This window comes from Noviherbaspirillum aerium, assembly GCF_008929045.1.
In the GTDB taxonomy this organism is placed as follows: domain Bacteria; phylum Pseudomonadota; class Gammaproteobacteria; order Burkholderiales; family Burkholderiaceae_D; genus Noviherbaspirillum; species Noviherbaspirillum aerium.
The window spans coordinates 81,721-96,259 of record NZ_VFAH01000007.1 but is presented as its reverse complement, the minus strand read 5'-3'; the positions used below and the strand labels follow the sequence as shown (position 1 = coordinate 96,259).

Genomic DNA, 14,539 nt, shown 5'->3' with positions numbered 1-14,539 from the left:
CAATGAGTTCAATAACGACAGGACACCTGGCCAAGGTACTGACTTCCAATAGCGAACAACTTCTGAGCGGCTGGCTTAACGGCATGCTGTCACGCATGGTGAGGCGCGACAAGGCATCCGAGGGGGAAACGGCGCAACAGGCATCGCGTTTCATTGCCTTGCTGGCCGCGGCGGTTGCCGAAGGCAAGAGCTATGACATCAACGCCCCTGTCTGGGGCGATGTCAAGGCGCTGCTGTCCGACATTTCCCTGGCCCGCGTCCGCCAGGGGTTCTCGCCCATCGAAACCGCGACCTTCGTGTTTTCGCTCAAGGAACCTTTGTTCGCGCTGCTGCGCACCGAACTCGCTGGCCAGCCAGAAGTCCTGGTTGAAGAAACGTCGCAGACCGGAGCGCTGTTCGACCAGCTCGGCCTGTACACCATCGCCGAATACCAGAAAGGCCGCGAGCAGGTCATCATGCGCCAGCAGCAGGAACTGCTGGAACTGTCGACCCCGGTAGTGCAGTTGTGGAAGAACGTGCTGGCGCTGCCCCTGATCGGCACGCTCGACAGCGCGCGTACCCAGGTGGTCATGGAAAGCCTGCTGCAAAAGATCGTGGAAACCGGCGCTTCGATCGCCATCATCGACATCACCGGCGTGCCCACCGTCGATACGCTGGTCGCCCAGCATCTGCTCAAGACAGTGGCGGCGGCCCGCCTGATGGGCGCGGACTGCATCATCAGCGGCATCCGCCCGCAGATCGCGCAGACCATCGTGCACCTCGGCGTCAACCTGGAAGACGTGCTGACCAAGGCAACGCTGGCGGATGCATTCGTCGTGGCGCTCAAGCGCACCGGCGCCATCATCACGCATACCGACAACAAGCAGTGAGGCCCTGATGGATCGAATTCCGATTTTAAGGATGGGCCGGCTGCTGCTGGTGACCATCCAGGTCGACATGCACGACCGCCTGGCGATGACGCTCCAGGACGACCTGACATCCAGGATCGTCAAGGATCGCGCCAACGGCGTGCTGATCGACATTTCCGCGCTCGATATCGTCGACTCCTTCATCGGCAGGATGATCAGCAACACGGCGGCGATGGCGAAGATTCTCGATGCCCGCACGGTTGTGGTCGGCATGCAGCCGGCCGTGGCCATCACCCTGGTCGAACTTGGCCTGACGCTCGATGGCGTGCGGACGGCACTCAATGTCGAACAGGGAATCCAATTGCTTCAGCATTCCGAGGATTGAAGCGCGATCGCTTCCCGGAATCTGGACATGCTCGGAAAGGCAGATGTGTTGAGTACAAATGATGCTGAGGCACTCATCGTTCCGCTGCGTACGGACGAAGATGTGGTGCGCTTGCGCCAGGCGGTGCGCGAGGCGCTGATCGCGGTCGGCTTCAGCCTGGTCGACCAGACCAAGATGGTGACGGCCGCCAGCGAACTGGCGCGCAATACGCTGCGCTACGGCGGCGGCGGCGAATCGCATATTACCAAGGTGACCAACGGCACGCGGCGCGGCCTGTCGCTGACCTTCGTCGACTCCGGCCCCGGAATTGTGGATGTGGAACTGGCGCTGAAGGATGGCTATACCACCGGCGGCGGACTGGGCCTGGGCCTGAGCGGCGCAAAGCGGCTCTCCGACGAATTCGACCTGCAAACTGCCCCTGGTCAGGGAACGACCGTGAAGATCACCAAATGGAAACCCTTCTGAGCACCGGTGGAAGGCAGCAGTCCTTCGCCATCGACGAGGCCAGCCAGATCGCGTCGGTACGCCGCAGCGGATCGGAAATTGCGCGCAAGCAGGGGCTCGACGAAACCCTGACCGGAAAGGTGGCCATCGCCATTACCGAAGCCGCGACCAATATTCTCAAGCATGCCGGCCATGGCGAGATGCTGCTGCGTCCGCTGGCTTGCGGCGATGCCGGCGGTATCGAGATCATTGCCATGGACAAGGGGGCTGGCATCGTCAATCTCGGTCTCAACATGCAGGATGGCGTATCGAGTTCCGGCACCTATGGCGTCGGCCTCGGCGCGATGCGCAGGATGGCCGACGAATTCGATATCTTTACCGCGCCCGGCCTCGGCACGGTGGTCTACATGGCCTTGTGGAACAGGGCGCAGGATGCGCTGGCGAGCACCTGGCAGGCGGGCTCGGTCTGTCTGCCGATCGAAGGCGAAGATGTGTGCGGCGATGCCTGGGCCGTCGCGTCGGACGCGACCACGGCAACAGTCATGGTCGCCGACGGCCTGGGCCATGGCTTTCTGGCGGCGCAGGCGTCGGAAGCGGCGACCGTTTATCTCTCGTCCTATCCCGACGCCATGCCCGAGACCGCGCTCTGGGAAAGCCACGCCGCCTTGCGCTCGACACGCGGCGCGGCGATCGCCGTGGCGAGGATCGATACCCTGGCCGAAGAAATGCGCTTTTGCGGCATCGGCAATATTGCCGCTTCGACTCACCACTACAGCGGCCGCCGCCAGCTCGTGTCGCACAACGGCATTGTCGGCAGCAACATGCGCAAGGTGCAGGAATTCGCTTTCGAGTGGCTGCCGGGCACCAGCCTGATCATGCACTCCGACGGCCTCGGCACCCGCTGGCAGCTTGACCAGTATCCCGGCCTCGCGCTTGCCCATCCCGGACTGGTTGCCGCCGTGCTGTACCGCGACTTTGCACGCGGGCGCGATGATGTTACGGTACTGGTATTGCGCGAACGAACCCTGCATTGATCCTGCCATGCGAATACTGACCACAGCCATTCAAACCGAACTCGATGTCGTGATGTGCCGCCAGCGGGCGCGCCAGGTGGCGGCGCTGTGCGGTTTCGCGGTTCAGGACCAGGTGCGCATCGCCACCGCGGTATCCGAGCTGGCCCGCAACGTGTACAACTATGCGCGGCGCGGACGCGTCGAATTCTCCATCGAGGGCAAGACCTCGCCCCAGGTGCTGGTGGTGCAGATCGAAGACCAGGGGCCGGGCATCCCCAACCTGGATCTGATCCTGTCCGGCCGCTATCAGTCCGACACCGGCATGGGCGTCGGACTGATCGGCGCGCGCCGCCTGATGGACCAGTTCAACATCGTCAGCAAGAAGGGCGAGGGCACCTCGATCACGCTCAAGAAGCTGCTGCCGGCATCCGTGCCTGTCCTCACTCCCGTCTCCGTCGGCGCGATCGGCTCGCAGCTGGCGGCGGCAACGCCCGATATCACGCTCGACGAGGTCCAGCAGCAGAACCGGGAACTGCTGGCCACGCTGGCCGAGCTGCGTGCCCGCCAGGAGGAACTGGTGCGCCTGACGCGCGAGCTGGAAGACACCAACCGCGGCGTCGTGGCGCTGTATGCGGAGCTCGATGAAAAGGCGGACCATCTGCGCCGCGCGGATGAAATGAAATCGCGTTTCCTGTCCAACATGAGCCATGAGTTCCGCACGCCGCTGAGTTCCATCCGCGGACTCTCCAAGCTGCTCCTGGACCGGATCGACGGCGAGCTCACGGAAGAGCAGGAAAAGCAGGTCAACTTCATTCTCAAGGGCGCCGAATCCCTGACCGAGCTGGTCAATGACCTGCTCGACCTGGCGAAGATCGAAGCCGGCAAGGTCGATGTGCGCCCGAAGAAGTTCGACGTGTCGGAACTGTTCAGCGCCCTGCGCGGCATGTTGCGGCCTCTGCTCGTCACCGACACCGTCAAGCTGATATTCGAAGAACCTGCCGACGGCATGATGATGTACACCGACGAAGCGAAGGTGTCGCAGATCTTGCGCAACTTCATCTCCAATGCCATCAAGTTCACCGAAGCCGGCGAGGTCAGGGTGAGCGCGGTGCGCATGGCGGACACGGATGCGATCCGGTTTTCGGTGGCCGATACCGGCCTCGGCATCGCGCCCGAACACCAGCAGATCATCTTCGAGGAATTCGGCCAGATTGAAAACCGGCTGCAGCACCGGGTGAAGGGAACCGGTCTGGGTCTTCCCCTGTGCCGCAAGCTGGCCAGCCTGCTCGGCGGACGGGTCGAACTGGAAAGCGAGCCGGGCAAGGGGTCGGTATTCTCGGCGATCCTCCCGGCTACCTGCCAGCAGGACGAGGCAGCGCCTGCCGTTGCCGCCGAACTGACGGGCGCCCCGGCCGACGAGCGCCTGCCGGTCATCGTGATCGAAGATCATCAGCAGACCAGGATGCTGTACGACAAATACCTGCAAGGCACCGATTTCCGCCCGATCCCGGTGCGCAGCCTGTGGGAGGCGGAAGAGGTGTGGACGGGGCTTTCCCCGGCCGCCATCCTGCTGGACATCAATCTCAACGGTGAGGATACCTGGCGCTGGCTGATGGAAACCAAGAGCAACGACATGCGAAAGAAAATCCCGGTTATCGTGGCGACCGAAATCGACGACCGGTCCAAGGGATTGGCACTCGGCGCCGACGCCTATTTCGTCAAGCCGGTCCTGCGCGAAGAGTTGATCGCCGAACTCATGCGCCTTACCATGCATGCCGCGAAGCCATCCACTGGCAGGATCAGCAGCGGCACGCATTCCTATGAAACCTGATATGACGTCCATGGATCACGACCCGCTCATCCTCAATGTCGACGACACCGACGCGTCCCGCTATGCGAAGACACGCATCCTGTCGCGCGCCGGCTTCAAGGTCATTGAAGCGGCCACCGGCGCCGAGGCGCTGAGCAAGGCCACGAGCGAAAAACCGGCACTGATGCTGCTCGATGTCAAGCTTCCCGATATCAATGGTTTCGAGGTATGCCGGCAGCTCAAGGACCAGACCGATACCAAGACCATTCTCGTGTTGCAGACGTCGGCGTCCTACATCGGCACGTCCGACAAGATCCGCGCGCTGGAAGGCGGCGCCGACAATTACCTGTTCGAACCGATCGAGCCGGAAGAGCTGGTGGCCAACGTGCGCGCGCTGCTGCGCCTGGGGCATGTCGAACGCGAACTGCGCGAAGTCGACCGCCGCAAGGACGAATTCCTCGCCGTGCTGGCGCATGAGCTGCGCAATCCGCTCGGACCGATCCGCAACGCGGTGGAACTGATGCGCGGCCTTGATCCCAACGACCGCGAGGCGCATGAACTGGCGCACCAGACCATCCTGCGCCAGACCGAGCACATGGTGCGCCTGGTGGACGACCTGCTTGATGTGGCGCGCATTTCCCAGGGCAAACTGTCGCTGCAGAAAAGGCCTGTCGAACTGCGCGGCGTCATTGACGCGGCCATCGAGACCGCGCGCCCCATGATCGAAGGCCGCCAGCACACGCTGGCAGCCCAGATGCCGGACGAGGAAATCTGGATCGACGGCGATGGCGTGCGGTTGTCCCAGACCATCTGCAACGTGCTCAACAATGCGGCGAAATTCACCGGTCAGGGCGGCGAGATCGTGCTCCGTGCCGAGAAGAGGGCCGATTCGGTATGCATCCAGGTGCATGACAACGGCATCGGCATTTCGCCCGAGCATCTGGATTCGATCTTCTCCATGTTTGCGCAGGCCGGCCATTCTTCGGACCGCGTCAAGGACGGCCTCGGTATCGGGCTGTCGCTCTCCAAGACCCTGGTGGAGCTCCATCACGGCACCATCGCTGCCTACAGCGAAGGCGTAGGCCAGGGCAGCCGTTTCGAGATCTGCCTGCCGCTGCTGGCGGCGGCGCCGACCGCGCAGACCGCCGTGCCTTCCGAGGCAGCGCGCCAGCAGCAGACCTACCGCATCCTCGTCGTTGACGACAACTACGATGCGGCGGAAATCATTTCCGAGCTGCTCAGGCTCAGCGGCCATGAAGTCATGACCGTGCATACCGGCAAGGATGCGCTGGAGCAGGCCGCCAGCCTCCGCCCGGACATCGCCATCCTCGATCTCGGCCTGCCCGACATGGACGGCACCATGATTGCCGCAAGACTCCGGCAGATGCCGGAGGTGGCGAATGCATCGCTGATCGCGCTGACCGGCTACGGCAAGCCGGCGGATATCGAGCGCACGCGGGCGGCGGGCTTTGACGATCACCTGGTCAAGCCGGTCAAGTTCGACCGCCTGACGGAGACGATAGCGCGGCTGAAGAGCGCCGGCGCCCAGGCGGCGTCCAAATAGCGGTCTGAATCGTGGCCTGAATAGCGGCCCGGCATGCCGGTGGCATGGCAAGGGCAATCCGCGCCGCGGGATTGCCCGAAGTCTTCCGCGTTTCATCCTCACACGGAGATGCCGTGCCTGTTTACTCCCTGTCCGCAGCTGTCCATGCCGAACTGGACATCAAGAAAAGCCGCTTCATCGCCATCGTCGCGCCGGTGCCGGACCGCGATGCGGCAATGCGCCTCGTCTCCGGGCTGCGTGAACAGCACCGCGCCGCCTCCCACGTCTGCTGGGCACTGATGGCCGGCGGGCAGTCCGGCATGTCGGACGACGGCGAGCCGTCGGGAACGGCCGGCAGACCGATGCTGGAAGTCTTGCGCCACCATGAGCTCGATGGCGTGCTGGCCGCCGTCGTGCGCTACTACGGCGGCATCAAGCTGGGCGCCGGCGGACTGGTGCGCGCCTATACCGATGCGGTGACGGCGGCGCTCAAGCAGGCGCAGCGGATCGAGCATGTCGCGATGTCGCTGCTCGCGACGCGGCTGCCTTATGCCGACGAGGCCCGCGTAAGGCGCTGGATCGAGCAGCAGGGATATGCGCTGGTGGATGCGAAGCACGAGGACAATGTCAGCATGACGGTGCAACTGCCCGCGGCCGATGCCGAACGGGCAAGCGGCATGCTGCGCGATCTCACGCAGGGACGGGCATGGGTCGGGAGCGACGTGTGAACGCGTGGCTGAACTCGTCTCTTCGATGGCGGGACGGGCAGTCCGAAAATATCGGCCCCATCCGCCATCTCCATGTTGCGACACCGGCATGGGTGCCCGCATCTTTCACGCCGGCATGTGGTTGCACGGGCAATTGCGGACAGCCGGGTCCCGGTGTACGCAGGGTTTACCCGGCTTGAGAAGATAGCTCTGCAGGAGCTTGCGCTTGCGTCCCGACGCCGGGAATTCAGTGTTGCATGCGAGGCAAAGCTGCATATACTGGAATAAGAGCGAATCGCAGATCGGTGCAGGGATTGCCAGAAGAGTTCGGACCAGAGGGGCCCGGCGACCCGGCCCATTGCTTCGCTTGAATCGGAGCCGCCCCGTGCGGCGTACCGCGCTCCGCACCATGTCCCTTCCGGTTGGAATGCGACACCGCACCGGCCTGCAATCCGCTCCAGGGTTTCATCCTTTGCAAGGAGAAGACCATGCGCCACCGTCTCTACTACCTGCATCCCGATGTCGACAGCGCACGCCGCGCGCTGGACGATATGCTGCTCAGCCGTATTGAAATCCGGCATATCCACTTTCTCGGGACTCACACCCAACTGCCGAGTGACTTGCCCGAAGCCACCGTACTGCACAAGACCGACATCGTCCACGGCGCCGAGTCCGGCATGCTTGCCGGCGCACTGCTCGGCATGGTCGTCGCGGGCATTGTCGTGACCTATTTCGATCCGGCAGCCAAGGCGACGCTGGCGGTGGCAATCACGCTCTGCGGGATACTGTTCGGCGGCTGGGCCGCCAGCATGGTGGCGGCGGCCCTGCCGAACAGCCGGCTCAAGGCCTTCTATCCGGAACTGGCCAAGGGAAAGCTGCTGATGATCGTCGATGTCCCGGCACGCCGCGTCACCGAGATAGAAAAAATGATGGCGGAACGTCATCCCGAAATGCGCTTCGCCGGCGAGGCACCCGGGATACCGGTATTTCCGTGAACAGGCTCTAGCCGGTCGCTGCATCGGGTTGGATGGCTGCCGGCCATCTTGCACCCGGCTGGCGTTTCCACACATGTCACCGAAGTAACCGAAGGAGGGCATCATGAATCTGCATTTGAACATGCATCGCATGCACATGCGCACGCCGCACTGGCCTGCAGCCATCGTATCCGGCATCGTCGCCGGTGCGGTGCTGATGGTGCTGGAATTGCTGTGGTCGACGACAACGATCGGCAATTCGGTATGGCAGATATCGCACAAGATCGCCGCGATCACGATGGGAAGCGGCGTGGCTGACGGCACCGCTTTCAGCGTGCCGGTGATCGGCGTCGCCCTGATGACGCATTATGTGCTGGGCGCCTTGTTCGCCGCAGTGCTCGCCCTGATCATCGAAACAATGCACATCGCGGACAGCCCCGGCGCGGCACTGTTCGCCGGTGCCTTATTCGGCCTGCTGCTCTACGTGTTCAACTTCTACGTAATGTCCGCCATGTTTCCATGGTTCGCGGAATTGCGCAGCTGGGCGGCGGTGATGGGACATCTCCTGTTCGGCATGATTGCCGCGGGAATCTACCTGCGCCTTGAATCGAAACTGCCGCTGGACTGAAGCGTTCCGGTAACACGGTGCATCGACGGCAGCCTGGCGAGAGTTTGGCGGCACTTCAGGCGGATCAGGGCAACGGTGAAAAAACCGGTCGCCATCACGCTTGCGCAAATGACGAAGCTGATGGCGAGCTGCACTTCGGCGATGTCATCCGGGTCGGCCGGGCTGAACATCGTTTCAGCCCAGCTCCAGGAATGCAGCGGCACGCGCGACCACAGCTCCGGATATGTCATCCACAGCAACGCACAGGACATCGAAAGAACGATCCAGAGAGTCGATAGGTAAAGTGCCTTGGTAAATCTCAGCATTGGACAATGACCTTATCAGGAACGGGATGGACTCGGCTGGCCGGCCGCTGCGATGGCATTGCTATTGGCATTGCGGCATGTCGGCGTGGCAGTTTCAAAACAGATTCGCAACGGGCCCAGGCGAGCGCCCGGCCGCAGCTCGATGAATGTCTGCTGGACTCCCGTCGCGAGTGGAGGCGCAATCGCATTGCTCATGCGCCGATTGTAGGCGAGGAACGGACAGGTTTTCTCCGGGAAAGCGGACCAAATTGTTAACGATTGTTACCGCCGGGACGCGGTCTTGGATGCGGTATGTCTCCTGCGTCCGGGATCACACCGTTTCAGCCGGCACATGGCCGCCGTCGGCGAGATAGGGCGCGGAAGACGGCACGGGAGCGGCGTTTCCGTGCTGAGGCCTGATGAATAGCGCCTCAAAATTCGTGTCGGAGGAGATTCCCAGCAGGCTGGCTCCTCCGCCAGCGATGTCGCCCGATTTCCATTGGCGAGCGACTTCCTTCCCGAGTCCCTCCAGATGTTCCAGGAATTCCTTCGCCGTGTTGTTCTTGCTGGCGACACCAAGTTGCGCCATCGATTCGTGAGGCGGAATGTAGTGGATCAGGATGTCCTTCTTGCCATGAAGTCTTCCGTTTTTCTGCCTGGCGGGCGCGCTTGGCGGCACCTGCTGAAGAAGCTCGTTGATCGTATGGATTTGCCTGAGCTCCGAAATGAGGGAGGCGTTGAAGGTCACTTCGTTCATCCGGTCGACAATGCCCCAGGCGGTATTCGGCGGCATTTCCGCATGCTTCATCACAATCGGATTGACCCCGACGACGATCAGGTCACCCGTCACCGAACAATGATTTCTAATCAGCGCCGCCAGTGACGGATCTGAAACATACCCGCCATCCCAGTAATATTCGCCGCCGATCTGTATCGCGCGGTCGACCGTGGGCAGGCATGCGGAGGCGAGCAGGTGTTCGGTGCGAATCTCGTTCCGGGTGAAGATGGCCGGCTGACCGGTCCGCACATTCGTTGCGCAGACATAGAGCGCCGGACCGATCGTGCTTTTGTTGAGCACATCCAGATTGATCGATTCCAATATCGCTTCGACGACAGGATTTTCCTTTATGCCGGTAAATGACTGGTACGGCGAGGTGAGAAGCGACATCGCGCTAAGGATCACCGGCACCGGCAGGCCGTCGATATTCCATGATGGATGAAACGGGTTGGCCACGAAGCGGTAGGGGTTCTGGTAACGCTCGCCGAGCTGCGCCACGATCGACCAGAAGCGTCGCAGCATATCCCTTGCAAGCTGTCGCCGCCCGCGGTCATCGAGCGGCTGCCCGACAGGACTGCGTTCCATGCTTAATGCGCCGGCGACAACCGCAGCAACCATCGCGCCGCCGCTGGTGCCGCCAAGCGCGACAATGTCAATGTCATCGCTGGCGAGCAATTCATCCATCACGCCCCAGACATAGGCGGTATGCGCGCCCCCGCCCTGCAGGGCCACCATGACTTTCTTCCTGCTGCGAGATCCAGTGCCTGGGCTCATCATTCCTCTCCTTCCAACGCAATGCGGGGATGGCCAATTGCCATATTCAAAGCGGCATTCGCGGGCGCAATAAAGCTGCGATGGCCGTCACGCCGCGGACGGCGAATGAAAATTCATCACGCGACGCCATCCCCATGCACTCCAATGAAGAACAGTGTGGCTGAGCTTGGAGGGCCGCATTTGCGCGAGCTCAATTGCAGCCATGTCCAAAAGTGGCTCGCAGGTTTACGCTTGGCGTTGGAGTCCGCATGTGACTGCCTCGGGCGGGGCCGCTGTCCCCAATACCCGGATGGAGATCAATTTCCCGGGTTGACCAGCCCGATTGCCGGGCTGGTTGATGCCGATACTATTCACCGAAATAAATATCGTCGGCGCCGCGCGGCTGTGGGGTCCGCTGATACTGGTGCAACTCCTCAATCACTTCTTCGCGTGTGCGTGCCTGATAACGCGAACCGGCCGGGCCGCGGGCACCGATGTCCATGCCTGATGTCTGCGGAGTCGAGAACTCCGCGTTGCCACTGCGCGGCAGCAAGCCCTGTGCTTTCGCATCCAGGTACTCCTGTTGCACTGCTGCCCGGGATTTGGTGGATTGGAAGTTTGCAAATGCGTCGCCCCCATCCAGCAGTCCTACGTCTGCAAAACATGCTCCACTCGCTGCGAATGCGACGGCAGCGGCAAGTCCGACCGTTCCATATGAGGCTTTCATGCTTGCCTCCTGCAAGATTGATGGCCGCAATCCGGATGGCAGGCAACATGCATGCGCTGTCAAGTTGTCCGGAAGGCGGCCGCGTTGATCAGCGTGAAGCGCTGACCGCAAGATCGCCCGTTGCTGGCGAATCAACGTCGCGTGTTACGTCAAGCAGGGAAACCATCCTTGTCTGCCAAGGCACAGACCAGGACTCGGGACTTGGCCTGCCATTGTTGTCGCAGCCCTATTCTGCGCGGATACAGCATGGTCAGGTCCGATTTCGAAAGCTGAGGAAACCGTGGGCGCAATTACCCTGAGAAGCAACGGGTAGATCATACCGATCCCAAGTCGGACCCCACCAAATGAGATCGATGGCTTTTTTCGACTGGCGAGGCCGAGATTGCAGATCAGGAATCCATAGCGGAGCTATGGATGACAAACGCAACACGGCAAGGCGAAAAAAGACACGATCTCATGGCATGGTTCGGCCTGGGATTGGTATCAATATAAGCAGGGTGCTCTGGCAATTCAACATGAGATTGGACGGATCGTTGATCGGCGCTGAAAGCGCGAACGAGCCGGTCCCGTTGCACGCCGGGTCAGCATCCCATCAAGGTCATCGTCCCGGTCTGCCCGCCGCACCTCTGTCGTTCACCGTGGGCTCGGGCAGGCCTGCCGCCGCCGCGTTGCCTGAACCGAGTCCAGCATTCTCCTGGGGCGGATCGAAACGAAACAGGTTGAACGTGCTTTGCACCAGGCCTCGCTGTGACAATGGCGTTTTCCGATGCCACCGCGCCAGATAGTCATAGAAGCTGGCGTCAGCCTCGCGGTTGCCCTGATTGAGATATTCAATCGCGCGCCAGTCCGGCATTTGTTCGAGCAGCGGCAAGAAAAACATGGCGACCAGTTCATTCTTCTCACGCTGATAAGGCTTGGTGGCCAAACCCGGGCCATTTTTCTCGAACCAGTCTTCGAACGTGACATTGACCGGCAGCTTGCGGTGCTTCTCGGACAAGGCGCGATGCATGAACCGCTGCAACTCCGGCGTGTACTGATGCCATTCGGGGCGGGGCGCCAGCACATTCCATGCCGACGCATAGCGCTTGAGCATGTACAAGGATGCCGTCTCGCAGAGCATTTCTTCAAACCATTGATTCCTTGCCGTGCGGGTTGGCGCGCGCAAATCGTAACCGGCCAGGATATGAAGAAGCTCGTGGCTGAATTCGTACACATACTCCGCCCAGTGATCATCCTTCGCCGCCAGCAATACCTGGTACTCGTTGCTTGGTCCCTTCTGGTACATGACGAGAGGACCGTCGCGCGACGGAGAGACGACGACGGGAAAAGGGCGCCTTCCGGGAAAGTGCTTCAGCATTTCATTGCCGACGGAATTCAGCAGCGCCTCGATCTCGGCCGGATTGGCATTGCCCCAATCCCCTGGCGCCACCCGGATCAGCAGGCGCTCCTTGTCTTCCCGCGCCAGCTCCTTTTGCTGCTGACCGCCGCGTTTCAGCTCCGCTGCCCCGGCACCCTGGAGGCTGGCAAAGGTCAGGAGAATGGAAGTCAATAGGGTCGCTCTTCTCATGGCGGATCTCGCACAGTCATATTGTCCTTATCCCTGCAGTTGAGAGGTTTCCGCGGGTTGAAGGTTCCAAGTGCCAAGAGGGCGGGCGGGGCGGCTTGAAGGTTCATGCGGGGGCCATGTAAGGACCATGAAGTGGCAAGACTTTCGGTTTAACGTCCAATGAAAGTGTCGATCAATACCATTATTCATTCAGGGCTGCTGTTTCCTTCCGACGATTCAAGGCTGCAAGTGAACCGGCATGACAAGCGTCACGTTCGCCGGGCGGCCGTCAACCATGCAGGGATGGTATCTCGTCTCCCAGGCGGCATTAATGGCGGCTTCGTCGAGGTTGGGATGGCCGCTGCTTTCAAGAACCCCGACGTTTTGCGTATGGCCTTTTTCATTCACATGAATACGCAGCACCGTCGTGCCGACCGGGAGGCCCTTCATGATCTTGTAGTTCACCAAAAGCCGCATCGGCTTGACGGGCCTGGCCTGTTCCACGGTGACGACGGTAGCGGGCCAGTCGTATCCTTTGGACGAGGAGGCACACGATGCCAGCGTTAATGCGGAGACGCAGATCAGGGTCTTAAGCGAAGCAGTCTTTAACATGTTTAACAATGTGAAAGGTACTTAATGTTTATTTAAAAAAGGGCGCGCATGATGTTCAGGGATACTGCGATTCCCCGCAGCGCGTTCTGGTTTGGATCGCCTGGCAAAATGCCGCTTGCCGCATTGCGCCTCACTGCCGAGCGCTGTACTGTCTTCATCGGTGCGCCTTGCCATCGGCAGTGTAACCGGCGCTCTTGGTTCTTTCCTTACTTTCAGAGGCTCATGACTGCAGGTGCATTCAAGCCAGGAAGGAAGTCAGAAAGGTCAGGGTTCATCCCACTTGCAGCGTATGTCCCGTGTCGGCAGCGGAACGATGCGCTCCTGCCTGATATCGAAGGTCCATGCCTGCTTGACCCCGGTTTGCCAGTCGATACGATCACGCTTGCCCCATTGAAGAAGCGCGATGAAGTCCATGCCGTAACGGCCTTGGACGCTGCACAATCCTTCGAATGAAGAATAAAGAACAAGCTTGTTTGGCTGGCGGCGGTTTCTTTGAAGATCAAGTTTCGGCAGAGGGAGAACATCGACAGTACGCCATAGGTCATATCCCCGGGATTCGCCTACTTTCTTCGACAGCAGTATCACTACATGATTATTGCAGTGAACGTAGTCCTTTGCCCAATCACTGCGATCAACGCCGTCAAGCTGCAGTGTCCCTCCGCCCTGATAAGTGCACTGGCTGATACCCGGTGCAATGAGCTCGCCCATGAGCTGGGGCGTATATTCAATTCCGTAGAGTTTTTGTGCTTCTGCCTTAACCGGATCGGGCAGGGCGGACGCATACGCCGGTACAACAGGCATCAACAACATCGCCATAATGCGGCTGCCCAATCTCATTGCACAACTTCCCGGACGTTGATTCCCTTTACCTTGAGACCCAATCCGACAAGCACCTGCTTTTTCTGCTGATGGCTTTCATAATATGTCCAGCCGATCGGCGCAATGCCATATAGCTTTGCAGGATTCATTCTGCCGTCAAGTCCGGTGCCAGAATGCCTTGTCGTTCGTATCTCGAAATGCAGATGCTGGTCTTCCCCGCGCATGCTTGCTGCATTTCCCGTATTGCCAGTCAGTCCAAGCAAATCTCCGCGTTTAACCAGACCTTGTCGAACAGCCATGACGCTGAGGTGGCAATACATGGCATAGAGGACTTGACCGCCATGCGCAAATCGAAGCACGACATTATTGCCATATGCGCCGTTGTAGTAGGCATCTACTACTTCTCCCTCCGCAATCGCATAACAAGGCGTACCCGGTGGCGCATAAAGATCCCATCCCTGATGAGCTTTGCTGCCGCCGTTTCGGACCATGCCGAATGCATTGTTGGTGATGTTTCGACGAATGTGATTGCGTTCAAGCGGCCATGCGAGAAATGCCATCAATGTCCTTTTTCATTAAATGCAAAAGTGGCAACAATGATGGTTTTTTAACAATGCGTCAATATTAAATTTTAGATGGTTGGGTAGTTGTGGCGGTTTGCACCCGTC

Annotated in this window: 16 protein-coding genes; 9 read left to right on the top strand and 7 right to left on the bottom strand. The window is 60.5% G+C overall.

The features are described 5' to 3' along the window. The first annotated feature begins 2 nt into the window (after positions 1 to 2). The 9 genes from FH061_RS12450 (at position 3) to FH061_RS12410 (ending at position 8,352) form a co-directional block, all read left to right on the top strand. Positions 3 to 869 (top strand): STAS domain-containing protein, encoded by an 867-nt coding sequence (locus FH061_RS12450; RefSeq protein ID WP_151636152.1) that lies wholly within the window; start codon positions 3 to 5, stop codon positions 867 to 869. 7 nt (positions 870 to 876) lie between these two features. Further along, complete coding sequence (locus FH061_RS12445) at positions 877 to 1,233, top strand: STAS domain-containing protein (RefSeq protein WP_151636151.1); 357 nt, start codon at positions 877 to 879, stop codon at positions 1,231 to 1,233. Positions 1,234 to 1,260: 27 nt separating this feature from the next. Next, a complete protein-coding gene (locus FH061_RS12440) occupies positions 1,261 to 1,698 on the top strand; it encodes an anti-sigma regulatory factor (protein WP_151636150.1) in 438 nt (145 codons plus the stop codon). Then, positions 1,683 to 2,711 carry an ATP-binding SpoIIE family protein phosphatase gene (locus FH061_RS12435; protein WP_151636149.1) on the top strand — a complete coding sequence of 343 codons (1,029 nt, stop codon included), beginning with the start codon at positions 1,683 to 1,685 and terminating at the stop codon, positions 2,709 to 2,711. The genes FH061_RS12440 and FH061_RS12435 overlap by 16 nt, the downstream gene beginning before the upstream one ends. Positions 2,712 to 2,718: 7 nt before the next feature. Next, on the top strand, positions 2,719 to 4,521 hold the full coding sequence (locus FH061_RS12430; RefSeq protein WP_151636148.1) for an ATP-binding protein: 1,803 nt from the start codon (positions 2,719 to 2,721) through the stop codon (positions 4,519 to 4,521). A 1-nt stretch (position 4,522) separates the two neighbouring features. Next, positions 4,523 to 6,064, top strand: coding sequence for an ATP-binding response regulator (locus FH061_RS12425; protein ID WP_151636147.1), 1,542 nt, complete (start codon positions 4,523 to 4,525; stop codon positions 6,062 to 6,064). Positions 6,065 to 6,177: 113 nt separating this feature from the next. Then, entirely contained in the window at positions 6,178 to 6,771 is a 594-nt protein-coding gene (locus tag FH061_RS12420) for an IMPACT family protein (protein ID WP_225984634.1), read from the top strand. 467 nt (positions 6,772 to 7,238) lie between these two features. Next, positions 7,239 to 7,745 carry a DUF1269 domain-containing protein gene (locus FH061_RS12415; protein ID WP_151636145.1) on the top strand — a complete coding sequence of 169 codons (507 nt, stop codon included), beginning with the start codon at positions 7,239 to 7,241 and terminating at the stop codon, positions 7,743 to 7,745. 103 nt (positions 7,746 to 7,848) lie between these two features. Beyond that, positions 7,849 to 8,352, top strand: coding sequence for a hypothetical protein (locus FH061_RS12410; protein WP_151636144.1), 504 nt, complete (start codon positions 7,849 to 7,851; stop codon positions 8,350 to 8,352). Here FH061_RS12410 and FH061_RS12405 read toward each other — a convergent pair. The 7 genes from FH061_RS12405 to FH061_RS12375 all read right to left on the bottom strand — a co-directional run bounded on the left by FH061_RS12405 (position 8,316) and on the right by FH061_RS12375 (position 14,431). Then, positions 8,316 to 8,657 carry a hypothetical protein gene (locus FH061_RS12405; protein ID WP_151636143.1) on the bottom strand — a complete coding sequence of 114 codons (342 nt, stop codon included), beginning with the start codon at positions 8,655 to 8,657 and terminating at the stop codon, positions 8,316 to 8,318. The two genes, FH061_RS12410 and FH061_RS12405, sit on opposite strands and share 37 nt — an antisense overlap. A 310-nt stretch (positions 8,658 to 8,967) precedes the next feature. Beyond that, entirely contained in the window at positions 8,968 to 10,191 is a 1,224-nt protein-coding gene (locus FH061_RS12400) for a patatin-like phospholipase family protein (protein ID WP_151636142.1), read from the bottom strand. Positions 10,192 to 10,534: 343 nt separating this feature from the next. Beyond that, a complete protein-coding gene (locus FH061_RS12395; RefSeq protein ID WP_151636141.1) occupies positions 10,535 to 10,894 on the bottom strand; it encodes a DUF4148 domain-containing protein in 360 nt (119 codons plus the stop codon). Between the two features lie 598 nt (positions 10,895 to 11,492). Further along, positions 11,493 to 12,461 (bottom strand): hypothetical protein, encoded by a 969-nt coding sequence (locus FH061_RS12390; protein ID WP_151636140.1) that lies wholly within the window; start codon positions 12,459 to 12,461, stop codon positions 11,493 to 11,495. 216 nt (positions 12,462 to 12,677) lie between these two features. Continuing rightward, on the bottom strand, positions 12,678 to 13,052 hold the full coding sequence (locus tag FH061_RS12385) for an energy transducer TonB (protein ID WP_151636139.1): 375 nt from the start codon (positions 13,050 to 13,052) through the stop codon (positions 12,678 to 12,680). 264 nt (positions 13,053 to 13,316) lie between these two features. Continuing rightward, positions 13,317 to 13,889: a hypothetical protein gene (locus FH061_RS12380; protein ID WP_151636138.1), complete on the bottom strand. Its 573-nt coding sequence runs from the start codon at positions 13,887 to 13,889 to the stop codon at positions 13,317 to 13,319. Then, entirely contained in the window at positions 13,886 to 14,431 is a 546-nt protein-coding gene (locus tag FH061_RS12375) for a M23 family metallopeptidase (RefSeq protein ID WP_151636137.1), read from the bottom strand. The genes FH061_RS12380 and FH061_RS12375 overlap by 4 nt, the downstream gene beginning before the upstream one ends. Between the last annotated feature and the right edge of the window lie 108 nt (positions 14,432 to 14,539).